Raw genomic sequence first — 24,536 nt, forward strand, 5'->3', positions numbered from 1 at the left:
GTTGGTTCTTGTGGAATGATTTCGTTCCAATGGCTAGGTCTCGCCTTGCTGTGAAGTTTATCAACTAATTGATTTATAAGTGTTTTGTTGGTTTTGGCATCACCCTTGCTCTCGTGCCGGGAAAAATCGCGAGCCACCCGACGGCTCGATTCGAGACCAAGAGGACGACCCATGACCACCCTGCGCTTCACACCCGACCATGAATGGCTGCGCCTCGAAGCTTCCGGCGAAGTGACCGTCGGCGTCACCGACTATGCCCAGGAAGCCTTGGGCGACGTGGTCTACGTCCAGCTGCCGGAGCTCGGCCGCCATGAGCAGGGCGCCGAAGTGGCGGTGCTGGAGTCGGTGAAGGCCGCCAGCAACATCGTCATGCCGCTGGCCGGCGAGGTCACCGAGGTCAACCCCGCGCTGGTCGACGGCCCGGAGCTGGTCAACCAGGCGCCGCTGGCCGACGGCTGGTTCTTCCGCATCCGCCTGGATGACGCCGCCGCCCTCGACACCCTGATGGACCAGGCCGGCTACGAAGCCTACCTGTCCGCCCGCGCCTGAACCGGGGAGCCCGCATGAGCAAGGTCCAACTGAGCACCCGCAACGAATTCATCGCCCGCCACATCGGCCCGCGCGAGGCCGACACCCAGGCCATGCTCGAGCTGGTCGGCTACGCCAGCCTCGACGCCCTGACCGACAGCGTCATCCCCAACAGCATCAAGGGCACCAGCGTGCTCGACGGCAGCGCGGGGCAGGGCGAGGCCCAGGCCCTGGCCGACCTGCGCGCCATCGCCGCGCAGAACCAGTTGCTGCGCAACCACATCGGCCAAGGCTACTACCCCTGCCACACGCCGGCGCCGATCCTGCGCAACCTCCTGGAAAACCCGGCCTGGTACACCGCCTACACGCCCTACCAGCCGGAAATCTCCCAGGGCCGCCTGGAAGCGCTGCTGAACTTCCAGACGCTGATCGGCGACCTCACCGGCATGCAGATCGCCAACGCCTCGCTGCTGGACGAAGCCACCGCCGCCGCCGAGGCCATGACCTTCTGCAAGCGCCTGTCGAAGAACAAGGCCGCCCAGGCCTTCTTCGCCTCCGCGCACTGCCACCCGCAGACCCTCGACGTGCTGCGCACCCGCGCCGAGCCGCTGGGCATCGAAGTGGTGGTCGGCGACGAAGCCGCGCTGCAGGACTTTTCCGCCTACTTCGGCGTGCTGCTGCAATACCCGGCCAGCACCGGCGCGGTCATCGACTACCGCGAGCTGATCGAGCGCGCCCACGCCGCCGGCACCCTGGTAGCCGTGGCCGCCGACCTGCTGGCGCTGACACTGCTCACCCCGCCGGGCGAATTCGGCGCCGACGTGGTCCTCGGCAGCGCCCAGCGCTTCGGCGTGCCGCTGGGCTTCGGCGGCCCGCACGCGGCCTACTTCGCCACCCGCGACGCCTTCAAGCGCGACATGCCCGGCCGCCTGGTGGGCATCTCCATCGACCGCTTCGGCAACCCGGCGCTGCGCCTGGCCATGCAGACCCGCGAGCAGCACATCCGCCGCGAGAAGGCCACCAGCAACATCTGCACCGCCCAGGTGCTGCTGGCCAACATCGCCAGCATGTACGCCGTCTACCACGGCCCGCAGGGCCTGAGCGACATCGCCCGGCGCGTGCACCGGCTGACCGCCATCCTCGCCGCCGGCCTGGCGCAGCTGGGCCACAAGGTCGAGCAGGAATACTTCTTCGACACCCTGAGCGTCGCCACCGCGCGCCCGGCCGCCGAAGTCCATGCCGCCGCCCAGGCCGCCGGCATCAACCTGCGGGTGATCGACGACGGCCGCGTCGGCGTCTCCCTCGACGAGACCTGCGAGCAGGCCGCCGTCGAAGCCCTGTGGGCGGTGTTCGCCGCCGGCCAGACGCTGCCGGACTTCGCCGCCCTGGCCGCCAGTGTCGGCGACCAGTTGCCGCAAGCGTTGCTGCGCACCTCGGCCTTCCTGCGCCACGAGGTGTTCAACCGCTACCACTCGGAAACCGAGCTGATGCGCTACCTGCGCAGGCTGGCCGACAAGGACCTGGCGCTGGACCGCAGCATGATCCCGCTGGGCTCCTGCACCATGAAGCTGAACGCCGCCAGCGAGATGATCCCGATCACCTGGGCCGAGTTCGGCAACCTGCACCCCTTCGCCCCGGCCGAGCAGGCCGCCGGCTACCGGGCCATGACCGCGGAACTGGAGGCCATGCTCTGCGCCGCCACCGGCTACGACGCCGTGTCGCTGCAGCCCAACGCCGGTTCCCAGGGCGAGTACGCCGGCCTGCTGGCCATCCGCGCCTACCACGCCAGCCGTGGCGAAGGTCACCGCGACATCTGCCTGATCCCGTCCTCGGCCCACGGCACCAACCCGGCCACCGCCCAGATGGCCGGCCTGCGCGTGGTGGTCACCGCCTGCGACGCGCGCGGCAACGTCGACCTGGCCGACCTCAAGGCCAAGGCCGAGGAACACCGCGAGCGCCTGGCGGCGATCATGATCACCTACCCGTCGACCCACGGCGTGTTCGAGGAAGCGGTGCGCGACATCTGCGCCATCGTCCACGACAACGGCGGCCAGGTGTACATCGACGGCGCCAACATGAACGCCATGGTCGGCCTGTGCGCGCCGGGCAGGTTCGGCGGCGACGTCTCGCACCTGAACCTGCACAAGACCTTCTGCATCCCCCACGGCGGCGGCGGCCCGGGCGTCGGCCCGATCGGCGTGAAGGCGCACCTGGCGCCCTTCCTGCCCGGCCACGGCGAGCAGCTGGAGCGCAAGCAGGGCGCGGTGAGCGCGGCGCCCTTCGGCAGCGCCAGCATCCTGCCGATCACCTGGATGTACATCCGCATGATGGGCGGGCAGGGCCTCAAGCGCGCGTCCCAGGCGGCCATCCTCGGCGCCAACTACATCGCCCGCCGCCTGGAAGAGCACTACCCGGTGCTCTATACCGGTGAGAACGGCCTGGTGGCCCACGAGTGCATCCTCGACCTGCGCCCGCTCAAGGAAACCAGCGGGATCAACGTCGACGACGTGGCCAAGCGCCTGATCGACTTCGGCTTCCACGCCCCGACCATGTCCTTCCCGGTGGCCGGCACGCTGATGGTGGAGCCCACCGAGAGCGAGTCGAAAGAGGAGCTGGACCGCTTCTGCGACGCCATGATCCGCATCCGCGAGGAAATCCGCGCGGTGGAACGCGGCGAGCTGGACAAGGACGACAACCCGCTGAAGAACGCTCCGCACACCGCGGCGGAGCTGGTTGGCGAGTGGTCGCACCCCTACAGCCGCGAGCAGGCGGTGTACCCGCTGGCGAGCCTGGTGGACGGCAAGTACTGGCCGCCGGTGGGCCGCGTGGACAACGTCTACGGCGACCGCAACCTGGCCTGCTCCTGCCCGTCGATCGCCGACTACCAGGACGCGTGAACCCTTAAGTCCCTGTGCCCGCTCCTGCGGGCGCCGTGGCCGCGGTGGGCGCCGGATGCGCCGGCGCGGCCTTTTTTTCGCCAAGGAGACGCCATGAGCCTCGCCAAGACGCCGCTGTACGACCTGCACCTGGAACTGGGTGCGAAGATGGTTCCCTTCGCCGGCTACGAGATGCCGGTGCAATATCCGCTGGGCGTGCTCAAGGAGCACCTGCACACCCGCGCCCGGGCCGGCCTGTTCGACGTGTCGCACATGGGCCAGCTGCGCCTGCGCGGCGCCGACGCCGCTGCTGCGCTGGAAAGCCTGGTGCCGGTGGACATCCTCGACCTGCCGGTCGGCCAGCAGCGCTACGCGCTGTTCACCAACGCCGAGGGCGGCATCCTCGACGACCTGATGGTGGCCAACGCCGGCGACCACCTGTTCCTGGTGGTCAACGCCGCCTGCAAGGACCAGGACCTGGCGCACCTGCGCCAGCACATCGGCGCGCGCTGCGAGATCGAGTCGCTGTTCGACAGCCACGCCCTGCTGGCCCTGCAAGGCCCGGCCGCGGCCGAGGTGCTGGCGCGCTTCGCCCCGGCGGTGAAGGACCTGACCTTCATGCAGGTAGCGAGCGTCGAGCTGCTGGGCGCGCAATGCAACGTCAGCCGCTCCGGCTACACCGGCGAGGACGGCTACGAGATTTCCGTGCCCGCGGCCCACGCCGAAGCCCTGGCCCGCGCGCTGCTGGCCGAGGAAGAAGTGCAGCCGATCGGCCTCGGCGCGCGCGACTCGCTGCGCCTGGAAGCCGGCCTGTGCCTGTACGGCCATGACATGGACAGCGCCACCACCCCGGTGGAAGCGAGCCTGGGCTGGGCCATCTCCAAGGTGCGCCGCGCCGATGGCGAGCGTGCCGGTGGTTTCCCCGGCGCCGAGCGCATCTTCGCCCAACAGCGCGAAGGCGTGGCCAGCAAGCGCGTCGGCCTGCTGCCGCAGGAGCGCGTGCCGGTGCGTGAAGGGGCGGAGATAGTCGACGCGGATGGCGCGGTGATCGGCAAGGTCAGCAGCGGCGGCTTCGGCCCGAGCCTGGGCGCGCCGGTGGCCATGGGCTACGTGGCCAGCGCCCATGCGGCGCTGGACAGCGAAGTGTTCGCCATGGTGCGCGGCAAGCGCGTGCCGATGAAGGTGGCGCGCACGCCGTTCGTGCCGCAGCGGTATTACCGCGGTTGAGGAGCATCGCGGACGGAGTCCTACGCTGCTGGTGGTTTTCGTAGGAGCGAGCTTGCTCGCGAACGAGGCTTCCGGGGACTTCGGCGCCAGGCCTGAGAGCACCCTCTCCCTGAAGGGAGAGGGGACCGTTCGGTGTGTTCGGGCAGTTTGGAGTCAGCCGGCAGCACCGTTGGTTTCCGACTGGAGCCATACCCTCTCTCGGCACGGACAAGCCCCCTCTCCCTTCAGGGAGAGGGCTGGGGAGAGGGCGCGGAGTCAATCCAAAGCATCAAAGCCAAGAATGAGCCTCGTTCGCGAGCAAGAACTAGGCGTCCCCCTCGCTCCTACGAAGAGCCGCTGGGCGCCTCAATCCTCCGGCCACATCCGCAGCACGCGGCTGTCGGCCGAGAGCAGGCGCAGTTCGCCCTTGTCGGTGATTTCCCAGCGCTGCACTTCGCCCAGCGCCTGGAAGAACCGCTGCTCCTGCTCCATCAGCGCCGGCGCGCACATCCGCCGGGTGCTGCCGGGCTGGCCGAAGCTCAGCGTTTCGCCGTCCAGCTGGTAGCTGGCGAACCAGTGGTTGCAGCCGGCGTTGCCGAAGGCGCGGCCCTGGCCATCGAAGGTCAGGCTGACGTGGCTGCGGCCCACCAGCGGGCGCTTGCCGATCCATTCCACGCGGTAGGCCTGGTCGCTTTCGGGTTCCGTCGGGTGCTGGGCGCAGCCGGCCAGCAGCAGGGCGCCGAGCAGAGTCGTCAGTGTCTTGTTCATGGGTTCCCCCGGGCCTGGCAGGCGGGGCAGAGGTGGCGGTCGCCGTCCACCGTCCAGCCCAGTTCGGCGATGCGCGCGGTGGCGGCGGGGGCGTGGGCGGGCTTGCCGAGGCTGGCGTCGACGGCGAACTCGAAGTCCAGCATGGTCCCGCAACCGTCGCACTTGACCTGCCAGTTGAGGATCGACAGTTCCTTGAACACCGGGCCCTTGGCCACCGCGGTCCATTGCCCCGGTGGGTTGATCAGGTGGCGCACCTTGTCCACCGTCAGCGTCATGCTCAGGTCGCGGCTGCCCTTGAGGCTGACCAGCAGGGTGTCGCCGTTCTGGATCGAGCCACCGTTGCCGGTGACCTGGTAGAGGCCCGGCCCGAGCGCGCGGCATTCGTTCAGCGTGTGTTGCGGATTGAGCAGGTTGTAGCGGAAATCGTGTTGAGCCATGGGTCCTCCGAAAGTCCGCCCATAGTAGGGGAAGTGGCCCGGACTCGCGACCGTGGCGGCGTGGCCACGGCCCCCGGGGCTCAGGGTTCGACGAGGTTGACAGGGGCACCTTGGCGCCAGGCGCCGATGTTGTCCAGCGTAGTCCCGGCGATGGCCGCCAGCGCCTCGCGGGTGAGGAAGGCCTGGTGCGCGGTGATGATCACGTTGGGAAAGGTCAGCAGGCGCGCCAGCACGTCGTCCTGCAGCGGCAGGTCGGAGCGGTCGGCGAAGAAGATTTCCGCTTCCTCCTCGTAGACGTCCAGCCCCAGGTAGCCTAGCTGGCCGCTCTTGAGCGCCTCGATCAGCGCCGGGGTGTCCACCAGCGCGCCGCGGCCGGTGTTGATCAGCATGGCGCCGCGCTTCATGCGCTGCAGGCTGCCGGCGTTGACCAGGTGGCGGGTGGCCTCGTTGAGCGGGCAGTGCAGGCTGATGATGTCGGACTCGGCCAGCAGTTGGTCAAGGCCGACGAAACGCCCGCCGAGGGCCTCGATGGCCGGGTTGGGGTAGGGATCGTAGGCCAGCACCTGGCAGCCGAAGCCACGCATGATCTGCGCGAACACCTGGCCGATCTGGCCGCTGCCGACCACGCCGACGGTCTTGCCGTGCAGGTCGAAGCCGGTCAGGCCGTGCAGCGAGAAGTCGCCTTCGCGGGTGCGGTTGTAGGCGCGGTGCAGGTGCCGGCACAGGGCCAGGACCAGCCCCACGGCGTGCTCGGCCACCGCGTGCGGCGAGTAGGCCGGCACCCGCACCACGGTCAGGCCCAGGGCGTGGGCGGCGGCCAGGTCGACGTGGTTGTAGCCGGCCGAGCGCAGGGCGATCAGCCGCGTGCCGCCGGCCGCCAGTTGCTCCAGCACCGGCCGCGAGAGGTCGTCGTTGACGAACGGGCAGACCACCTCGAAGCCCATGGCCAGGGCGGCGGTGTCCGGGCGCAGCGGGCTCTGCTGGAAGTGCAGTTCGAAGCCGTGCCCGGGGTTGGCGGCGAGGAAGCTCTCGCGGTCGTAGTTCTGGCTGCTGAACAGGATGATGCGCATGGCCGGCCTCAATGGGTGTCGTGGGGCGTGCGCTGCCCGGTATGGCTTTCGGTGGCGCGGGTCAGTTCGCCGATGGCGTGGTCCAGGTCCTCCAGCGCGGCGCCGGCCTGCGGGTCGTTCTGCTTGAGCAGGGTTTCCGCGCGCTGGCAGGCGCCGCGCAGTTGCGGCACGCCGCAGTAGCGGGTGGCGCCGTGCAGGCGGTGCACGCGCTCGATCAGGGTGGCGCGGTCGTTGCGCTCGCGGGCCAGGCGGATGGCCTGGCGGTCGGCGGCCAGGGAGGCGAGCAGCATGGCCAGCATGTCGGCGGCCAGGTCGGCCTTGCCGGCGGCCAGGCGCAGGCCTTCCTCGGGGTCGAGCACGGCCAGGCCGTCGGCGGCGAAGCGCGCGCCCTGGGCCGCCACGCCGCGGCCGGCCAGGGCCAGACCGGTCCACTTGAGCACCACCTGGGCCAACTGGCGCTCGTCGATGGGCTTGGTCAGGTAGTCGTCCATGCCGCCCTGCAGCAGGGCGCGCTTCTCGTTGGCCAGGGCGTGGGCGGTGAGAGCGACTATGGGCACCGGGCTGACCTCGCGCTGGGCTTCCCAGTGGCGGATCGCCTCGGTGGCCTGGCGGCCGTCCATGCCGGGCATCTGCACGTCCATGAAGACCAGGTCGAAGCGCTCGCGCTGCACCGCTTCCACCGCGGCCAGGCCGTTGTCCACCGCGGTGACTTCCGCGCCCAGGTCGCAAAGCAGCGTCTGCACCAGCAGCAGGTTGGCCGGGTTGTCGTCGACGCACAGCAGGTGCGGCACCTGGCGCTCGGCCCGCGGCGAGGGCTTGTCCTGGCGCGCCGGGCGCAGGTGCAGGAGCTGGTCGAGGGCGTGCTGCAGCTTGCGCGTGCAGGCCGGCTTGCTCTGCACCTGGCCTTCGGGCAGCACGGCGTTGTACTGCGACTGGTCGACGGTGGGGCAGAGCACCAGGGTCTTGCAGCCCTTGAACTCGAAGTCGCGGATGGTCTGGCGCAGCACGTCCGGCTGGCTGTCGGCGAGGTTGACGCCGAGCACCGCCAGCCCGATCGGCGCGCTGCCGGCGTCGGCGGGCTTGTCCAGGGCCGCGCGCAGGGCGTCGAGGTCCTCGAACTCGTGCACTTCCAGGCCGCAGTCCTCCAACTGGTGGTGCAGCGCGGCGCGGGTCAGCTCATGGGGTTCGCAGAGCGCCACGTGGTGGCCGCTGGGCGGCGCCGGCAGGTTGTCGTCGCTGTCCTCGCGGGCCTTGGGCAGGCTCAGGCTGATCCAGAATTCCGAGCCCTCGCCGGAGCTGCTGTCCACGCCTATCTCGCCGCCCATCTGCTCGATCAGGCGCTTGGAGATCACCAGCCCCAGGCCGGTGCCGCCGGCCTGCCGCGACAGCGAGTTGTCGGCCTGGCTGAAGGCCTGGAACAGCGCGCGCAGGTCGGCGTTGGTCAGGCCGATGCCGGTGTCGCGCACGCTGATGCGCAGCTGCGCGCGCTCGTCGTTCTCGTCCTCGAGCATGGCGCGCACGGCGATGGTGCCTTCGTGGGTGAACTTGATGGCGTTGCTCACCAGGTTGGTCAGCACCTGCTTCAGGCGCAGCGGGTCGCCCACCAGGTTCAGCGGGGTGTCGCGGTAGATCAGGCTGACCAGCTCCAGGCGCTTCTCGTGGGCGGCCGGGGCGAGGATGGTGAGGGTGTCCTGGACCAGCTCGCGGAGGTTGAACGGAATGTTCTCGAGGATCAGCTTGCCGGCCTCGATCTTGGAGAAGTCGAGGATCTCGCTGATGATCCCCAGCAGGCTCTCGGCGGACTTCTGGATGGTGCCCAGGTAGTCCTGCTGGCGCACGGTCAGGTCGCTTTTCTGCAGCAGGTTGGTGAAGCCGATGATGCCGTTGAGCGGGGTGCGGATCTCGTGGCTCATGTTGGCCAGGAACTCGGACTTGATGCGGCTGGCCTCCAGGGCCTCCTTGCGCGCCAGGTCCAGCTCGATGTTCTGGATCTCGATGGTCTCCAGGTTCTGCCGCACGTCCTCGGTGGCCTGGTCGATGTTGTGCTGCATCTCTTCCTGGGCGCTCTGCAGCGCCTCGGCCATGCGGTTGATGCCCGCGGCCAGCTCGTCCAGCTCGTGGCTGCCCAGGGCCGGCAGGCGGGTTTCCAGGCGGCCTTCCTTGAGCTGCGCGACGCCCTGGGCGATCTGCCCCAGGGGCGCGCTGATGGCGCGGCTCATGCGCAGGGAGAGCAGGGCGGTGACCACCAGCCCGGTGACGATCAGCAGCAGGCTGGTGAACAGGCTGCGGTAGCCGCGCAGCAGGGTGCCGTGGTGCGAGAGTTCCAGCTCGACCCAGCCGAGCAGGCGGTTGGCGTCCTCTTCCGGGGTGCTGGACAGGCTGCGGTGGCGACCGAGCACCGGCAGCAGGAAGTGCGTGGTGTCCAGGCTGCTGACCAGGCTCAGGTGGCTGCCGTCGCCGCTGGGCATGGGGGTGAGGATGCTCGGCCCGGCATGCACCAGGCGCACGCGCTCGGGGTTGAGGAAGGTCACCGCGCGCACGTCGGGCTGGTCCAGGGCCTCGTTGGCGATCCGCTCCAGCAGCGGCAGGTCGCCGTGGTCCAGGGCGGAGGCCGACAGCGGGGCGAGCTGCTCGGCGATCAACTGGCCGCGCTCGATCAGTTGCACGCGCATGTCCGACAGCTGCACCCAGGTGAAGTAGCCGCCCAGCACCAGCGTCAGCAGGCTGGTGGGCAGCAGGGTGAGCAGCAGCACCCGCCCCTTGATGCCGAGATCCTTGAACACGCGCGTCCTCCCCAACGGTTTCGGGGCAGTTTAGCGGGTCGCCGGGCGGGAATCCCGAACATTGACCGCCGGACGGCTGCGCTTGCCCTGGGCAGGCGCTGTCATGAATACTTGTCGTTCGCGAATAAGTCTTGTTTGTCATGACGCCGACCGCCACCAGCCAACCCCGCCTGCTGACCATCGAGGACGACCCTACCCTGGGCGCCCACCTGCACAGCCACCTGAGCCAGCGCGGCTTCGCCGTGACCTGGTGCCGCGACGGCCGCGAGGGGCTCGACCAGGCGCTGAGCGAGGCCTTCGACCTGGTCCTGCTGGACGTCATGCTGCCCGGCTGCAGCGGCCTGGAGGCCCTGCGCCAGCTGCGCCGTGAGCAGCGCGTGCCGGTGATCCTGATGTCCGCCCTGGGCGCCGAGCAGGACCGCATCGCCGGTTTCTCCCAGGGCGCCGACGACTACCTGCCCAAGCCCTTCAGCCTGGCGGAGCTGAACGTGCGCATCGACGCCATCCTCCGCCGCGTCGCCCTGGAGCGCGGCAGCCTGCTGCCGGCCGGCCCCGCGGACGCCGGGCTGCGGCTGAGCGAGGAACCCTGCGAGGTGGCCTGGGAAGGCCAGTCCGCGGCGCTCACCGCCACCGAGCAGCGCCTGCTGGAAACCTTCCTCGGCAACGTCGACGAAACCCTGAGCAAGCCGTTCCTCTACCAGCACGTGCTGAACCGTGGCTACACCGCCCATGACCGCGGCCTGGACATGCACGTCAGCCACCTGCGCCGCAAGCTGCAGTCCATCGGTTATGCGCGCCATCAACTGCGCGCGGTCTGGGGCAAGGGCTATGTTTTCGCTAGTGCCGAGTGAGCGGCGCGTCCGCCAGGTACTGCCCAGCCGCCATTCGCTGTTCTGGCGCCTGGCGGTGCCGGTGGTGCTGCTCTGCCTGGTGCTGATCTGGCTGTCCTGGACCTGGGGCCGCCAGGTCGAGCGCCGCGGCTATTTCCTCGATACCCAGGCCCAGGCCGTGCTCCGCGGTTACGCGGCCGACCTGGAACGGGCCTGGAACGCCGGCGGCGAGGCCGCGGTGGACGACTGGCTGGCACGCATGCGGGCCAGCGAGCAGACCTGGATGGTGGCGCTGGACGGCCGCCTGCAGCCCCTGGGCAGCCAGCCGCTGAGCATCGAGGAGGCCACGCGCCTGACCTTCCAGCGCGGCCTCGACTGGCCGGTGAGCAACCGCAGCCGGAGCCTGCCCTACATCGGCATTCCCTTCCCCGAGCACCCCGCCGACGGCCGCCTGGTGCTGCAGCTGCCGCAACGCTTCAAGCCCGCCGGCTACTCCACGCTGGCGCGGATCTTCACCCATGGGGTGGTGCCCGCCGCGCTGGCGCTGCTGCTGTGCGGGCTGCTCTACCGCCAACTGATCCACCCGCTGGCGCGCCTGCGCGAGCACGCCAACGCGCTGCGCGCCGACGACCTGGGCTCGGGCGCCGCCCGCGAGGTCAGCGTCCGCCGCGACGAACTGGGCGAGCTGGGCCGCGCCTTCGACCACATGGCCCAGCGCCTGAGCGGCCACGTGGAGTTCCAGCGCCAGTTGCTGCGCGACCTGTCCCACGAGCTGCGCACGCCGCTCAGCCGCCTGCGCGTCGCCGCCGAGAGCGCGCCGGCCGAGGACCCGCTGCGCCTGCGCCTGGAGCGCGAGGTGGAAGTTATGCAGCGGCTGGTGGCCAACACCCTGGAGCTGGCCTGGATGGACACCGAGCGGCCGCGCCTGCCGCTGGAGGACGTCGCCATCCTGCCGTTGTGGGAATTGCTGGTGGAGGACGCCGGCTTCGAGTCCGGCTGGGCGCCTTCGCGCTTCCACTGCGAGGTGCCGGCGGACTGCGTCGTCCGCGGCCACCTCAATGGCCTGGCGCAGGCTTTGGAGAACCTGCTGCGCAATGCCATCCGGCATTCCCCGGAGGGCGGTTGCGTCCGCCTGCTCGGCCAGCGCGAAGGCGACTACTGGCACCTGTGCCTGGCCGACCGGGGGCCGGGGGTGGAGGCCGCCGACCTGGAGCGCATCTTCCTGCCCTTCACCCGCCTTTCCGCGGCGCGTTCCGGCGAGGGCTTCGGCCTGGGCCTGAGCATCGCCCGCAGCGCCATCCGCCTGCAGGGCGGCGAACTCTGGGCCGAGCGCGGCAACCCCGGCTTGCGCATGCACCTGCGCCTGCCGGCCGCCTGACGCCGTGCGGCGCCAGGCGACCGGCGGCCGTCAGAACTCCATCACCGCCGACAGCCACAGCCGGCGCCCTTCCTCCAGGGTGCCGCTGGTCCCCGCGCTGCCCTGGATGTAGTGCGAGGCCCAGCCCGTGGTGCCGTTGGCGGCGGTGTAGGAGTCGCCGCCGAGGAAGTCCTTGTCGAACAGGTTGTACAGGGTGGCGTTCAGCGTCAGGTTGCGCGTGGCCTTGAACGAGCCGCCGAGGTGGAACACCTGGTAGGCGTCGAGGTCGCCCAACTGGTCGGCGATGGCCTGGTTGGTCGCGTTGAGGTTGGCGTAGCGCGCGGTGAAGCGCGCCCGCTCGCCGTGGTATTCGCCCTTCAGCCAGAGCTTCAGGCGCTCGCTGGCCTGCCAGTCCAGGCGCAGGTTGGCCATGTGTCGCGGGGTGTTGGTCAGCGGGGCGCCCTTGTCGTCGCCGCTGAGCTGCTCGCTGTCGGTGTAGGTGTAGTTCAGCGAGGCGCTCAGGGCCGGGGCGAAGGCCCAGCGTCCGGCCAGTTCCACGCCCTGGGTGCGGGCCTTGCCGATGTTCACCTGCTGGGCGAAGTTCTCCTGCAGGAAGCTGCTGCCCATGTCGATGCAGCCGGCCTGGTTCGGCGCGTCCGGCCAGTTGCAGTTGGGGATCGGGGTGCCGCTGTCGATCTTGTCCTTGAAGCGGGTGTGGAACAGCGTGAGGTTGGCGTTGAAGTCGGCGAGGTTGTCGTAGTAGATGCCGAATTCGGTGTTGGTGCTGGTTTCCGGGTCCAGGTCGGGGCTGCCGATGGTGAGGATCTGGCCCTGGCCGCTGACGCCGTTGATGCCGTCGTGCAACTGGTTCAGCGTGGGCGTCTTGTAGCCCTGGCTGACGCCGCCCTTGAGCGTCCAGCTGTCGGTGGTGTTCCACACCAGGTAGGCGCGCGGGCTGAAGTGCCCGCCGAAGGCCTCGTGGTCCTCGTAGCGGCCGCCGAGGGTCAGCGCCAGGTCCTGGCGCAGGCGCCACTCGTCCTCGGCGAACAGCGCCCAGGAACTCTGCTGGAATTCCTCGGTGGCGATGCCGTCCTCGACCTTCGCGTCCCAGTACTGGCCGCCGAGGGTGAACATGTGCGCCTCGCCCAGGGGCATCACCAGCTTGCTGTCCAGCACCAGGTCGGTGGACTTGAGGGTGCGGTCGTCGCCGCCGACGATCGACGGGTAGCCGCTGTAGGGCCGCCCGACGGTGCCGGGGATGGTGCGCCCGATGGTCTCGGTGGTGCTGTGCGTCAGGCTGCTGTCCAGGGTGCCGAAGCCCAGGCGGCCGGTGTGGGAGAGGGCGAACTGGTCGCGCTCGAAGCGCAGTTCGTCCTTGTAGCCGTTGGCGCGCGTCGGTGCGTCGCGGCTGCAACCGTCGGTGGCGCTGCCGCCGGCCTTGCCGTCGAGGCTGCCCAACTGGCAGTCGTCGTTGTTGTACGCCTGGCGGCCACGCTCGAAGTCCAGGGAGATGTCGTGCTCGGCGTTGGGGGTGAAGGTCAGGCGGCTGCCGATGTTGTAGTTCTGGCCTTCTACCGGGGAGGCGCCGCGGCGGCTGACGGTGGCGCCGTCGTCGAAGCTCAGGTCCGAGGCGCTGCGGTCGAAGAAGCTGCCGCGCAGGTTCAGGCCGAGCCGGTCGGCCACCAGCGGGCCGCTGGCGTAGAGGCTGGTGCCGCTGCTGTCGCCGTAGTCGCGGTGTTCCTGGACGGTGTGGTCGAGGCTGAGGCTGGCGCCCCATTCGCGGGCCACCTTGCGGGTGATGATGTTGACCACCCCGCCCATGGCGTCGGAGCCGTAGAGGGTGGACATGGGGCCGCGGATCACCTCGATGCGCTCGATGGCCGAGAGCGGCGGCATGAAGCTGGTTGAGGTCTCGCCGAAGCCGTTGGGGGTGATGTTGCCGGCGCTGTTCTGCCGGCGGCCGTCGATCAGCACCAGGGTGTAGTCGCTGGGCAGGCCGCGGATGCTGATGTTCAGGCCGCCGGTCTTGCCGGTGCTCTGGCCGATGTCGACGCCTTCGACGTCTTCCAGGGCCTCGGCCAGGTTGCTGTAGCGCTTCTCTTGCAGTTCCTCGCGGGTCAGCACGCTGATGCTGGCTGGCGCTTCTGTGACCTTCTGTTCGTAGCCGGCGGCGGTGACCACGGTGTCGCCCAGGCTCAGGGTGTCGTTGCCCTGGGCCTGGCCGGCCATGGCCAGGGCGATGGCGCCGGCCAGGGAAGTGCGGGAAAGAGGAATGGACATCGGTAGGCTCCTGACTGCTCGTGATGGCGGCGGAGCCTGTCGGTAACGCAAATCATTTTCATCTTCATGAAAGTTACTGCATATGTCAGCAGAGGCCTGAAATCGCACTGCAGCGCCCGGCTCATGGGGGCTGGAACGCATTGTGGCAGCATGTTAATTGCGGAGATTTCCTACGCGGATGTTCCGGTCTCCGAGCAAGGAATCCGGGGCGGCGAGGCAGGCGCGGATGCCGCCGCCGATGCCACTCGCTGCGCTTGCCGATATGGCCGGCGGCGGTTTACCGGTATCATAGGCCGCTATCCAGATTGGCCTTGCTGACGACGAGCGACTCCATGACCGTGCAGTACCCCACCATCGCCGAGTGCATCGGCAATACTCCGCTGGTGCGCCTGCAGCGCCTGCCCGGGGAAACCTCCAACACCCTGCTGGTGAAACTCGAAGGCAACAACCCGGCCGGCTCCGTGAAGGACCGCCCGGCGCTGTCGATGATCACCCGCGCGGAGCTGCGTGGCGACATCCACCCCGGCGACACCCTGATCGAGGCTACCTCCGGCAACACCGGCATCGCCCTGGCCATGGCCGCGGCGATCAAGGGCTACCGCATGATCCTGATCATGCCGGACAACTCCACCGCCGAACGCAAGGCGGCCATGACCGCCTACGGCGCCGAGCTGATCCTGGTGAGCAAGGAGCAGGGCATGGAAGGCGCCCGCGACCTGGCCGACCAGATGCAGCGCGAAGGCAAGGGCAAGGTGCTGGACCAGTTCGCCAACGGCGACAACCCGGTGGCCCACTACCAGGGCACCGGCCCGGAGATCTGGCGCCAGACCCACGGCGAGATCACCCACTTCGTCAGCTCCATGGGCACCACCGGCACCATCATGGGCGTGTCGCGCTACCTCAAGGAGCAGAACCCGGCGGTGCAGATCGTCGGCCTGCAGCCGATGGAAGGCTCGTCCATCCCCGGCATCCGCCGCTGGCCGCAGGAATACCTGCCGAAGATCTTCGACGCCAGCCGCGTCGACCGCGTGGTGGACATGCACCAGAGCGAGGCCGAGGACGTGATGCGCCGCCTGGCCCGCGAGGAAGGCATTTTCTGCGGCGTGTCCTCCGGCGGTGCGGTGGCGGCCATGCTGCGCCTGTCCCGCGAACTGGAGAACGCGGTGCTGGTGGCGATCATCTGCGACCGCGGCGACCGCTACCTGTCCTCCGGAATCTACGACCCCAGCTGACATGGCCAAGCACAGAAGCGGCCTGCGCTTCCAGCCCAGCGGCGGCGCCCGCAACGCCGGCGTGCCGGTGGGCAAGAAGCAGCGCCTGCGCATCGAGCGCCTGGCCCATGACGGCCGCGGCATCGCGCACCTGGAAGGGCGCACCTGGTTCGTCACCGGCGCGCTGCCCGGGGAAGAGGTCGAGGCCCGCGTGCTGGCCGCGCGCAGCCAGGTGGTGGACGCCCGCGGCGAACGCATCCTGGCCGCCGCGCCGGAGCGCCGCGCCGCGCCCTGCACGGTGGCCGGCAAGTGCGGCGGCTGCACCCTGCAGCACCTGCCCCACGCCGGACAATTGGCGCTCAAGCAGCGCACCCTGGCCGAGCAGCTGCAGCGCTTCGGCGACATCGTCCCGGAAGAGTGGGCAGCGCCCCTGGCCGGTCCCGAATTCGGCTACCGCCGCCGGGCCCGCATCGCCGTGCGCTGGGATGCCAAGGCCCAGCGCCTGGAGGTGGGGTTCCGCGCCGCCGCCAGCCAGGCCATCGTCGCCTTCGACGACTGCCTGGTGCTGGTGCCCGAGCTGCAGACTCTTGCCCGCGAGCTGCCGGCGCTGCTGCAGGGTTTCCAGCGGCCGCGGGCCATCGGCCACGTCGAGCTGTTCCACGGCACCGCCTGCGCCCTGCTGCTGCGCCACACCGAACCTCTGCCCGCCGCCGACCTCGAACGCCTCCGGGCCTTCTGTTCGGCACGGGATGTGCAGCTGTGGCTGCAGGGCGACGGCGAGCCGACGCCGGCCGACGGCGAAGGGCGCCTGGGCTACCGCCTGGACGCCTGGGACCTGACCCTGGCCTACCGGCCGGGGGACTTCGTCCAGGTCAACGAGCCGGTCAACGCGGCCATGGTCGCGCAGGCGCTGGACTGGTTGGCCCCCGCACCGGCGGAACGGGTGCTAGACCTGTTCTGTGGCCTGGGCAATTTCGCCCTGCCGCTGGCCCGAAGCGCCGCCTGCGTGGTGGGCGTGGAAGGCGTGCAAAGCATGGTCGCGCGCGCCGCGGCCAACGCCCGGGCCAATGGCCTGGACAACGCCGTGTTCCACCAGGCCGACCTGGCGCAGCCGCTGTCCGCGGCGCGCTGGTTCGCCGGGGACGCGGCCAAGGGATTTTCCGCCGTGCTGCTCGATCCGCCGCGTGACGGCGCGCTCGAGATGGCACGGGGCATGCGTGAACTGGGCGCCGAGCGGGTACTCTATGTGTCCTGCAACCCGGCGACCCTGGCGCGCGACGCCGGCGAACTGGCCCGTCAGGGCTATCGCCTGAAGCGTGCCGGAATCCTCGACATGTTCCCGCAGACGGCGCATGTGGAGGCGATGGCTCTGTTCGAGGCAGGTTAGGACGACCTGCGCAATCCGACCGGCCCACGCCAGAAAGGCCGGCGCAGTCGAGCGGTGTGCCACGGCACACCGTGGGGAAGGGTAGACAAGATGGTACAGGTGAGAGCGCACCAGCCGGTCAACACCGACGGCAGCATCAACCTCGAGGCCTGGCTGGACCACGTCCAGACCCTGGTCCCGGTGCTGGATCGCAAGGTCCTGCTGGAGGCCTGCGAGTTCGCCCGCGAGGCCGAGAACAAGGCGGTCAGCCAGGTGGAAGCCGCCTGGGCCGATGGCACTTCGAGCTTCCAGACCGGCCTTGAGATCGCCGAGATCCTCGCCGACCTCAAGCTGGACCAGGAGTCGCTGGTGGCCGCGGTGATCTACCGCGGCGTCCGCGAGGGCAAGGTCAAGCTGGAGGAAGTGCAGCAGCGCTTCGGCCCGGTGGTGGCCAAGCTGATCGAGGGCGTGCTGCGCATGGCGGCGATCAGCGCCAGCCTCAACCCGCGGCAGTCCATGGTGCTCGGCACCCAGGCGCAGATCGAGAACCTGCGCAAGATGCTGGTGGCCATGGTCGACGACGTGCGCGTCGCGCTGATCAAGCTGGCCGAGCGCACCTGCGCCATCCGCGCGGTGAAGAACGCCGACGAGGAGAAGCGCATGCGCGTCGCCCGCGAGGTGTTCGACATCTACGCGCCGCTGGCGCACCGCCTGGGCATCGGCCACATCAAGTGGGAGCTGGAGGACCTGTCCTTCCGCTACCTGGAGCCCGACCAGTACAAGCAGATCGCCAAGCTGCTGCACGAGCGCCGCCTGGACCGCGAGCAGTACATCGCCACCGTGATGCAGCAGCTCAAGGACGCCCTGGCCGCCACCGGCATCAAGGCCGACCTGTCCGGCCGCGCCAAGCACATCTACTCGATCTGGCGGAAGATGCAGCGCAAGGGCCTGGACTTCAGCCAGATCTACGACGTGCGCGCGGTGCGCGTGCTGGTCCCGGAGATGCGCGACTGCTACACCGCGCTGGGCATCGTGCACACCCTGTGGCGGCACATCCCCAAGGAATTCGACGACTACATCGCCAACCCCAAGGAAAACGGCTACCGCTCGCTGCACACCGCGGTGATCGGCCCCGAGGGCAAGGTGCTGGAAGTGCAGATCCGCACCCACGCCATGCACGAGGAAGCCGAGCTGGGCGTGTGCGCGCACTGGCGCTACAAGGGCACCGACGTCAAGTCTGGCTCCAACCACTACGAGGAGAAGATCTCCTGGCTGCGCCAGGTCCTGGAGTGGCACGAGGAGCTGGGCGACATCGGCGGCCTGGCCGAGCAGCTGCGCGTGGACATCGAGCCGGACCGGGTGTACGTGTTCACCCCCGACGGCCACGCCATCGACCTGCCCAAGGGCTCCACGCCGCTGGACTTCGCCTACCGCGTGCACACCGAGGTGGGCCACAACTGCCGCGGCGCCAAGATCAACGGGCGCATCGTGCCGCTGAACTACAGCCTGCAGACCGGCGAGCAGGTGGAAATCATCACCGGCAAGCACAGCGGCCCGAGCCGCGACTGGCTGAACCAGAACCTTGGCTACGTCACCACCTCGCGGGCGCGGGCGAAGATCGTCCACTGGTTCAAGCTGCAGGCCCGCGACCAGAACGTCGCCGCCGGCAAGGCCATGCTCGAACGCGAACTGGGGCGCCTGGCGCTGCCGCCGGTGGACTTCGAGAAGCTGGCCGAGAAGGCCAACTACAAGACCGGCGAGGACCTGTTCGCAGCCCTCGGCGCCGGCGACCTGCGCCTGGCCCACGTGGTCAACTACGCCCAGGCCCTGGTGGAACCGGAGCGTGGCAACGAGCAGCTCGAACTCATCCCGCGCAAGCCCAGCCGCCTGGGCCACGGCAAGCGCGGCGACATCCAGATCCAGGGCGTGGGCAACCTGCTGACGCAGATGGCCGGTTGCTGCCAGCCGCTGCCGGGCGACCCGATCGTCGGCTACATCACCCTCGGCCGCGGCGTCACCATCCACCGCCAGGATTGCGCCACCGTGCTGCAACTGGCCGGCCGCGAGCCGGAGCGGATGATCCAGGTGAGCTGGGGCCCGGTGCCGGTGCAGACCTACCCGGTGGACATCGTCATCCGCGCCTACGACCGTTCCGGCCTGCTGCGCGACGTGTCCCAGGTGCTGCTCAACGAGCGCATCAACGTGCTGGCGGTGAACACCCGCTCGGACAAGGACGACAACACCGCGACCATGCGCCTGACCATCGAGATCCCCGGCCTGGATTCCCTGGGCCGCCTGCTGGCGCGTATCTCGCAACTGCCCAACATCATCGAGGCGCGGCGCGACCGCGCGGGTGGCAAGGATGTATAAGCTCGACGACCTGCTGTACCTCATGGCGCGCCTGCGCGACCCGCAGCACGGCTGCCCCTGGGACCTCAAGCAGGACTACGCGAGCATCGCCCCCTACACCATCGAGGAAGCCTACGAGGTCGCCGACGCCATCGAGCGCGGCGACTTCGAGCACCTGCGCGAGGAGGCCGGCGACCTGTTGTTCCAGGTGGTCTACTACGCCCAACTGGCCCGCGAGGAGCAGCGCTTCGACTTCGACGCGGTGGTCCACGGCATCACCGCCAAGCTGGTCCGCCGCCATCCCCATGTGTTCCCCGACGGCGACCTGTACGGCGAACCCGACGCGGCGAAGCTGGCGGAAGCGGCGGTGAAGCAGCGCTGGGAAGAATTCAAGGCCGAGGAGCGCGCGGCCAAGGCCGCCGAGCCGGTGCAACTGTCGCTGCTGGACGACGTGCCGGTGGCGCTGCCGGCCCTCAGCCGCGCGGCCAAGCTGCAGAAGCGCGCGGCCCAGGTCGGCTTCGACTGGCCGGAAGCCCTGCCGGTGGTGGACAAGCTGCGCGAAGAGCTGGACGAAGTGCTGGAAGCCATGGCCGACGGCGACGCCGAAGCCCAGGCAGAGGAGATCGGCGACCTGCTGTTCGTGGTGGTCAACCTGGCCCGGCACCTGAAGGTCGACCCGGAAACCGCCCTGCGCGCGGCGAATGGCAAGTTCGAAAGGCGCTTCCGCTACATCGAGACCACCCTGCGCGACCAGGGCCGCAAGGCCGAGGAATGCAGCCTGGAAGAGCTGGACGCGCTCTGGGGCGAGGCCAAGCGGGAGGAGAAGAACCCGCTGGGGTGTGGCTAGTTCGCCGGCGTTACGCAAAAAGCCCCGGTTCGCCGGGGCTTTTTGCTTTTCGTAGGAGCGAGCTTGCTCGCGAATGGGGCTGTTCGTGCCACAGGGGCGTCCGGCGTGGCCGGGGAGTCCAATCGCGGACAAGGTCCGCTCCTACGCCGGTGCTTCCAGTAGCGTAGGGCGAATAACCGTTCGCGGTTATCCGCCGCCTCACCTTCCTCATCGACCCTGCCTCGGTCGATCTGGGGGGAATGCGTGACCCGCGCCAGGCTCGACACCGAGCGGGCTGGTAACCAAGGTCAAACGGCGGATAACGCCGTAGGCGTTATGCGCCCTACGTGAACATCCAGCGAATCAGCAACACCAGCAATAGCACCGCCAGAATCGGCCGACCGATGCGGTAGGCCTTGGGATAGCGCCGCTTGAACTTCTTCACCTGCCCACCCACGCCGTTGCCGATACGAATCAGCACCGAGTAGGCCTGGTTGATCCCGCCGACGCGCTCGCCCTCGACGTTCTGCGGCGCGGTGGCGCGGCCGAGAAAGGCGCTGACGCGGCGGTTGATGCGCGTCAGCAGCGGCGACTTGAGCGGACGCTCGACGTCGCAGAAGAGGATCAGGCGCGATTCGTCCGTCTCGTTCTTCACCCAGTGCACGAAGGTCTCGTCGAACATCACGTCCTCGCCGTCGCGCCAGGCATAGGGTTGGCCGTCGACGAAGATGCGGCAGGCGTCCGAGTTCGGCGTGGCCAGGCCCAGGTGGTAGCGCAGGGAGCCGGCGTAGGGGTCGCGGTGCTTGTTCAGGTGGCTGTTCGGCGGCAGGCGGGTGAACATCGCGCCCTTGACGTTGGGGATGCTGCTGACCAGCTCCACGGTCTTCGGGCACAGGCGCTGTGCGGAGGGCAGGGGGCCGTCGTACCAGGTCAGGTAGAAGCGCGTCCAGCCCTTCTTGAAGAAGGAGCCGAAACCCGCCTCGTTGTTGTTCAGGGCGTCGCGGATGTAGCCCTCGTCGAACAGCTGCTCGGCTTCCTCGCGGATCATCTGCCAGTTGTCGCGCAGCTTGTCGAGTTCCGGGAAGCGCTCACGGTCCAGGTAGGGCTTGGAGGGTACGCTGGAGTTCAGGTACATCAGCGAGTTGTACGGGGCGAACCAGGCCGAGTGGTTGACCACCTGGCGCAGGAACGGCAGGCGTACCTTGCCGCGCAGGTGCACGTAGAGAATGGCGATGAGGAAGATGGCGAGGATCGCGAGGACGAGGAGCTTGATCATGGGATGGCGAGTCCGCCCTGTTTGGCTGAAAAACGGCCGGCCACTTGCGCAACGCCGACACAGGCCCGAGGATTATACCCTCAGCGCGCGTCGCCGCTGAATTTTCCGCCACGTCAGAATTGTCCTGCGTCATATTCGCAGGCTGTCGGAGAGTCGTTAGCCAATGAGCATGTCATTGCGTGACCAGTTGCTGAAAGCCGGGCTGGTCAACGAAAAGCAGGCCAAGCAGGCCAGCAAGCAGAAGCAGAAACAGCAGCGCCTGGAGCACAAGGGCCAGGCCGAGAAGGACGACAGCCAGCGCCAGGCCGCGTTGCAGGCCCAGGCCGAGAAACAGGCCCGCGACCAGGAGCTGAACCGCCAGCAGCAGCAGAAGGCCGAGAAGAAGGCTCGCGCCGCGCAGGTCAAGCAACTGATCGAAGGCACCCGCCTGCCCAGGATGGAGGGCGACGACTACTACAACTTCGTCGACGCCAAGAAGGTCAAGCGCATCGCGGTGAACGCCCTGATCCGCGACAAGCTCAGCCGCGGCAGCCTGGCCATCGTCAGTTACGACGGGCGCTACGAGATAGTCCCGCGCGATGCCGCGCTGCGCATCCAGGAACGCGACGAGCGCCGCGTGGTGCTGCTCAACGAGCCCAGCGGCGAGCCGGACGAGGACGATCCGTACAAGGACTACGTGGTGCCCGACGACCTCATGTGGTGACAGCTGCGGAAACGAAAAAGCCGGGCGGATGCCCGGCTTTTTTCATGCTGCCCGAGGTTACGAGCCCTTGACTTGCCTGCCGTCGACGGTGCCGTCCTTGAGCATGATCTGGTACTCCTTGCCGTCGGTCTCCTGCTGGTACAGGCGCACCAGCAGGTAGTCCCAGTCCTTGGCGAACCAGAGGACGGTCTTGCGGTTGCTCTTGGTCGGGTCGCGCACGCGTTCGACCTTGATGGCGTCGATCTGGCCGGCCTGGGTGGCGACCTTCTCCTCGCCGAGCACGCGGAAGTCGTAGGTATCGGTGTCGGTACCCTCGATCACCTGGTAGCTCATGCTTTTCTTGCCGACGGCGACGTCGTGCTGCAGCACCAGCTGGTAGGTGGACTTGTCGAGCTGGCCGCGGTTCAGCGGCAGGCGCACGGCGTCGCCGCGGTCGCTGCCGGTGACCTGTTTCTGCGCCCAGTCGAACTGCAGGTCGGTGGACTTGTTCTTGCCCAGGCCCTCGCGGGCCCAGTGGTAGGTCTGCGGCAGGTAGGTATCGCCTTCGACCTTGAAGGAACTGCTCTCCTTCAGGCTGGCGAGCAGCATGGAGGCCTGGAAGTCGAGTTCCCAGTTGCCGCCGTCGCCTTGCTTGAGGCTGCGGGAAGCGGTCCCGCTCAGCGGCATCTGCTTCCAGTCCGCGGTGTAGCTGGCCTCGAACGGCTTGATCTGGAACGAGGCGGCATACGCCGGCAACGTCAGCAGGGCCATCAGGAACAGCAGGACTCTACGCATCGCGAATCTCCTAGGTTCGGAACGGGTAGCCGGTGGCCGGCAACGCCTGGCCATCCAGCATGGCGCCTCGCTCGCCCAGGCGCAAACGGCCTTCGGCGAACCAGCGCATGGCCAGCGGGTAGATCAGGTGCTCCTGCACGTGCACCCGCGCGGCGAGCGTCTCCGGCGTGTCTTGCGACTCTACCGGGATTGCCGCCTGTACGACCAGAGGGCCGCCGTCGAGTTCCTCGGTGACGAAATGCACCGAGCAGCCATGCTCGGCGTCACCGGCCTCCAGCGCCCGCTGGTGGGTGTGCAGGCCCTTGTACTTGGGCAGCAGCGAGGGGTGGATGTTCAGCAGGCGGCCGTGGTAGTGGCGCACGAAGGCCGAGCTGAGGATGCGCATGAAGCCGGCCAGGACCACCAGGTCCGGGGCGTGGGCGTCGATGCGGCGGATCAGCTCGGCGTCGAAGGCTTCGCGGTCGGCGAAGCCCTTGTGGTCCAGGACCTCGGTGGCGATGCCCGCGGCGGCGGCGCGCTGCAGGCCGTAGGCGTCCGCGCGGTTGGAAATCACCGCGCGGATGGTTGCCGGCGTGGCGCCGTCGGCCAGGCTGTCGATCAGTGCTTGCAGGTTGCTGCCGGAGCCGGAAATCAGCACCACGACATTGCAAGGACGGGACATCAGTGGCCTTTCAGGTTGTTCAGCACCACGCGTTCGGCGTCCGCTGCGCAGGCGTCGATACGGCCGATGACCCAGGGCTGCTCGCCGGAAGCGCGCAGGGAGGCGAGGGTGGCCTCGACCTGGTTCTGGGCGACGCAGATGACCATGCCCACGCCGCAGTTCAGCACGCGGTGCATCTCATGCTCGTCGACGTTGCCCTTCTCCTGCAGCCAGTCGAATACCGCCGGGCGCTGCCAGCTGGCCACGTCGATCACGGCCTGGGCGTTGTCCGGCAGCACGCGCGGGATGTTGTCCAGCAGGCCGCCGCCGGTGATGTGGGCCATGGCCTTGACCGCGCCGGTCTGCTCGATCAGCTGCAGCAGCGGCTTGACGTAGATGCGCGTCGGCGCCATCAGCAGGTCGGCCAGGGGCTTGCCGTCGAGTTGGGTGGCCTCGATGTCGGCGCCGGAGACTTCGATGATCTTGCGGATCAGCGAGTAGCCGTTGGAGTGCGGGCCGGAGGAGGGCAGGGCGACCAGGGCGTCGCCGGCGACCACCTTCGAGCCGTCGATGATCTCGGCCTTCTCCACCACGCCGACGCAGAAGCCGGCCAGGTCGTAGTCCTCGCCCTCGTACATACCGGGCATCTCGGCGGTTTCACCGCCGACCAGCGAGCAGCCGGCCAGCTCGCAACCGGCGCCGATGCCGGTCACCACGGTGGCGGCGACGTCGACGTTGAGCTTGCCGGTGGCATAGTAGTCGAGGAAGAACAGCGGCTCGGCGCCGCAGACCACCAGGTCGTTGACGCACATGGCGACCAGGTCCTGGCCGATGCTGTCGTGCTTGTTCAGGTTCAGCGCCAGGCGCAGCTTGGTGCCGACGCCGTCGGTGCCGGAAACCAGCACCGGCTGCTTGTAGCCGGCCGGGATCTCGCAGAGCGCGCCGAAGCCGCCCAGGCCGCCCATGACTTCAGGACGCGCGGTGCGCTTGGCGACGCCTTTGATGCGTTCGACGAGGGCTTCGCCGGCGTCGATGTCCACACCGGCGTCCTTGTAGCTCAACGAGGGTTGCTTGCTGCTCATGTATCCAGGCCTGTAGAAAGGAGTGATTCGTCTGCCGGCCGCGGCGCGAAGGATTCGCGGCGACCTCGCGGGAGGCGCGGGATTTTATCAGGCTTGCCCGGCAGCGGCCATCTCGCGCTGTTGCCGCTGACCGGAGGGCTGTTTAAGGTATAGGCCTTCCGGAGGGGCTTGCCA

The 24,536-nt window shown here is 68.8% G+C and carries 19 protein-coding genes; 10 read left to right on the forward strand and 9 right to left on the reverse strand.

Annotated features, from left to right (window positions below; translation table 11 throughout):
* The first annotated feature begins 171 nt into the window (after positions 1-171).
* The 3 genes from gcvH (at position 172) to gcvT (ending at position 4,631) form a co-directional block, all read left to right on the forward strand.
* Positions 172-549: a glycine cleavage system protein GcvH gene (gcvH, locus tag PM1_RS07810; RefSeq protein WP_009616869.1), complete on the forward strand. Its 378-nt coding sequence runs from the start codon at positions 172-174 to the stop codon at positions 547-549.
* A 14-nt stretch (positions 550-563) separates the two neighbouring features.
* Complete coding sequence (gene gcvP / locus PM1_RS07815) at positions 564-3,425, forward strand: aminomethyl-transferring glycine dehydrogenase (protein ID WP_009616870.1); 2,862 nt, start codon at positions 564-566, stop codon at positions 3,423-3,425.
* 93 nt (positions 3,426-3,518) lie between these two features.
* Positions 3,519-4,631: a glycine cleavage system aminomethyltransferase GcvT gene (gene gcvT / locus PM1_RS07820; RefSeq protein ID WP_009616875.1), complete on the forward strand. Its 1,113-nt coding sequence runs from the start codon at positions 3,519-3,521 to the stop codon at positions 4,629-4,631.
* A gap of 345 nt (positions 4,632-4,976) precedes the next feature.
* On the opposite strand, the gene PM1_RS07825 is transcribed toward gcvT, so the two are convergent.
* From PM1_RS07825 to PM1_RS07840, 4 genes are all read right to left on the reverse strand, one after another.
* Positions 4,977-5,378, reverse strand: coding sequence for an META domain-containing protein (locus PM1_RS07825; RefSeq protein WP_009616877.1), 402 nt, complete (start codon positions 5,376-5,378; stop codon positions 4,977-4,979).
* Entirely contained in the window at positions 5,375-5,815 is a 441-nt protein-coding gene (locus PM1_RS07830; protein WP_009616879.1) for a hypothetical protein, read from the reverse strand. The genes PM1_RS07825 and PM1_RS07830 overlap by 4 nt, the downstream gene beginning before the upstream one ends.
* Positions 5,816-5,895: 80 nt before the next feature.
* On the reverse strand, positions 5,896-6,885 hold the full coding sequence (locus tag PM1_RS07835; protein ID WP_009616882.1) for a 2-hydroxyacid dehydrogenase: 990 nt from the start codon (positions 6,883-6,885) through the stop codon (positions 5,896-5,898).
* An 8-nt stretch (positions 6,886-6,893) separates the two neighbouring features.
* The gene (locus tag PM1_RS07840) at positions 6,894-9,668 is read right to left on the reverse strand and encodes a response regulator (RefSeq protein WP_024128544.1); all 2,775 of its coding nucleotides are present in this window, start codon (positions 9,666-9,668) and stop codon (positions 6,894-6,896) included.
* Between the two features lie 140 nt (positions 9,669-9,808).
* On the opposite strand from PM1_RS07840, the gene PM1_RS07845 reads away from it, so the two are divergent.
* Positions 9,809-10,519: a response regulator transcription factor gene (locus PM1_RS07845; RefSeq protein ID WP_009616884.1), complete on the forward strand. Its 711-nt coding sequence runs from the start codon at positions 9,809-9,811 to the stop codon at positions 10,517-10,519.
* Complete coding sequence (locus PM1_RS07850; RefSeq protein ID WP_009616886.1) at positions 10,497-11,876, forward strand: HAMP domain-containing sensor histidine kinase; 1,380 nt, start codon at positions 10,497-10,499, stop codon at positions 11,874-11,876. The genes PM1_RS07845 and PM1_RS07850 overlap by 23 nt, the downstream gene beginning before the upstream one ends.
* A 30-nt stretch (positions 11,877-11,906) precedes the next feature.
* Here PM1_RS07850 and PM1_RS07855 read toward each other — a convergent pair whose 3' ends face one another.
* Positions 11,907-14,135, reverse strand: coding sequence for a TonB-dependent receptor domain-containing protein (locus PM1_RS07855; protein ID WP_009616887.1), 2,229 nt, complete (start codon positions 14,133-14,135; stop codon positions 11,907-11,909).
* A gap of 332 nt (positions 14,136-14,467) precedes the next feature.
* Between PM1_RS07855 and cysM the strand changes: the two genes are divergently transcribed.
* The 4 genes from cysM to mazG all read left to right on the forward strand — a co-directional run bounded on the left by cysM (position 14,468) and on the right by mazG (position 19,908).
* Complete coding sequence (gene cysM / locus PM1_RS07860; protein WP_009616888.1) at positions 14,468-15,367, forward strand: cysteine synthase CysM; 900 nt, start codon at positions 14,468-14,470, stop codon at positions 15,365-15,367.
* 1 nt (position 15,368) lies between these two features.
* On the forward strand, positions 15,369-16,733 hold the full coding sequence (rlmD, locus tag PM1_RS07865) for a 23S rRNA (uracil(1939)-C(5))-methyltransferase RlmD (protein WP_009616889.1): 1,365 nt from the start codon (positions 15,369-15,371) through the stop codon (positions 16,731-16,733).
* A 90-nt stretch (positions 16,734-16,823) separates the two neighbouring features.
* Positions 16,824-19,082 carry a GTP diphosphokinase gene (relA, locus tag PM1_RS07870; protein WP_009616890.1) on the forward strand — a complete coding sequence of 753 codons (2,259 nt, stop codon included), beginning with the start codon at positions 16,824-16,826 and terminating at the stop codon, positions 19,080-19,082.
* Positions 19,075-19,908, forward strand: coding sequence for a nucleoside triphosphate pyrophosphohydrolase (gene mazG / locus PM1_RS07875; protein WP_009616893.1), 834 nt, complete (start codon positions 19,075-19,077; stop codon positions 19,906-19,908). The genes relA and mazG overlap by 8 nt, the downstream gene beginning before the upstream one ends.
* Positions 19,909-20,230: 322 nt before the next feature.
* Here mazG and PM1_RS07880 read toward each other — a convergent pair whose 3' ends face one another.
* Positions 20,231-21,163: an aspartyl/asparaginyl beta-hydroxylase domain-containing protein gene (locus PM1_RS07880; RefSeq protein WP_009616895.1), complete on the reverse strand. Its 933-nt coding sequence runs from the start codon at positions 21,161-21,163 to the stop codon at positions 20,231-20,233.
* Positions 21,164-21,326: 163 nt separating this feature from the next.
* Between PM1_RS07880 and PM1_RS07885 the strand changes: the two genes are divergently transcribed.
* Complete coding sequence (locus PM1_RS07885; protein ID WP_009616897.1) at positions 21,327-21,866, forward strand: DUF2058 domain-containing protein; 540 nt, start codon at positions 21,327-21,329, stop codon at positions 21,864-21,866.
* A 57-nt stretch (positions 21,867-21,923) separates the two neighbouring features.
* Here the strand turns inward: PM1_RS07885 and PM1_RS07890 are convergent, their stop codons facing one another.
* The 3 genes from PM1_RS07890 to purM are packed head-to-tail and all read right to left on the reverse strand — an operon-like array spanning position 21,924 to position 24,362.
* Positions 21,924-22,640, reverse strand: a complete 717-nt coding sequence (locus PM1_RS07890) for a DUF3108 domain-containing protein (protein ID WP_009616899.1) — start codon at positions 22,638-22,640, stop codon at positions 21,924-21,926.
* 10 nt (positions 22,641-22,650) lie between these two features.
* Positions 22,651-23,301 (reverse strand): phosphoribosylglycinamide formyltransferase, encoded by a 651-nt coding sequence (purN, locus tag PM1_RS07895; RefSeq protein ID WP_009616901.1) that lies wholly within the window; start codon positions 23,299-23,301, stop codon positions 22,651-22,653.
* Complete coding sequence (gene purM, locus PM1_RS07900) at positions 23,301-24,362, reverse strand: phosphoribosylformylglycinamidine cyclo-ligase (RefSeq protein ID WP_009616902.1); 1,062 nt, start codon at positions 24,360-24,362, stop codon at positions 23,301-23,303. Before purM ends, purN begins: the two co-directional genes overlap by 1 nt.
* Positions 24,363-24,536: the final 174 nt, after the last annotated feature.

This window comes from Pseudomonas sp. M1, assembly GCF_022760135.1.
Taxonomy (GTDB): Bacteria; Pseudomonadota; Gammaproteobacteria; order Pseudomonadales; family Pseudomonadaceae; genus Pseudomonas; species Pseudomonas citronellolis.

Bases quoted from the DNA above. Each gene is read 5' to 3' on its own strand.
- gcvH (WP_009616869.1), top strand. From the start codon at position 172: ATGACCACCCTGCGCTTCACACCCGACCATGAATGGCTGCGCCTCGAA.
- gcvP (WP_009616870.1), top strand. From the start codon at position 564: ATGAGCAAGGTCCAACTGAGCACCCGCAACGAATTCATCGCCCGCCAC.
- gcvT (WP_009616875.1), top strand. From the start codon at position 3,519: ATGAGCCTCGCCAAGACGCCGCTGTACGACCTGCACCTGGAACTGGGT.
- PM1_RS07825 (WP_009616877.1), bottom strand. From the start codon at position 5,378: ATGAACAAGACACTGACGACTCTGCTCGGCGCCCTGCTGCTGGCCGGC.
- PM1_RS07830 (WP_009616879.1), bottom strand. From the start codon at position 5,815: ATGGCTCAACACGATTTCCGCTACAACCTGCTCAATCCGCAACACACG.
- PM1_RS07835 (WP_009616882.1), bottom strand. From the start codon at position 6,885: ATGCGCATCATCCTGTTCAGCAGCCAGAACTACGACCGCGAGAGCTTC.
- PM1_RS07845 (WP_009616884.1), top strand. From the start codon at position 9,809: ATGACGCCGACCGCCACCAGCCAACCCCGCCTGCTGACCATCGAGGAC.
- PM1_RS07850 (WP_009616886.1), top strand. From the start codon at position 10,497: ATGTTTTCGCTAGTGCCGAGTGAGCGGCGCGTCCGCCAGGTACTGCCC.
- PM1_RS07855 (WP_009616887.1), bottom strand. From the start codon at position 14,135: ATGTCCATTCCTCTTTCCCGCACTTCCCTGGCCGGCGCCATCGCCCTG.
- cysM (WP_009616888.1), top strand. From the start codon at position 14,468: ATGACCGTGCAGTACCCCACCATCGCCGAGTGCATCGGCAATACTCCG.
- rlmD (WP_009616889.1), top strand. From the start codon at position 15,369: ATGGCCAAGCACAGAAGCGGCCTGCGCTTCCAGCCCAGCGGCGGCGCC.
- relA (WP_009616890.1), top strand. From the start codon at position 16,824: ATGGTACAGGTGAGAGCGCACCAGCCGGTCAACACCGACGGCAGCATC.
- mazG (WP_009616893.1), top strand. From the start codon at position 19,075: ATGTATAAGCTCGACGACCTGCTGTACCTCATGGCGCGCCTGCGCGAC.
- PM1_RS07880 (WP_009616895.1), bottom strand. From the start codon at position 21,163: ATGATCAAGCTCCTCGTCCTCGCGATCCTCGCCATCTTCCTCATCGCC.
- PM1_RS07885 (WP_009616897.1), top strand. From the start codon at position 21,327: ATGAGCATGTCATTGCGTGACCAGTTGCTGAAAGCCGGGCTGGTCAAC.
- PM1_RS07890 (WP_009616899.1), bottom strand. From the start codon at position 22,640: ATGCGTAGAGTCCTGCTGTTCCTGATGGCCCTGCTGACGTTGCCGGCG.
- purN (WP_009616901.1), bottom strand. From the start codon at position 23,301: ATGTCCCGTCCTTGCAATGTCGTGGTGCTGATTTCCGGCTCCGGCAGC.
- purM (WP_009616902.1), bottom strand. From the start codon at position 24,362: ATGAGCAGCAAGCAACCCTCGTTGAGCTACAAGGACGCCGGTGTGGAC.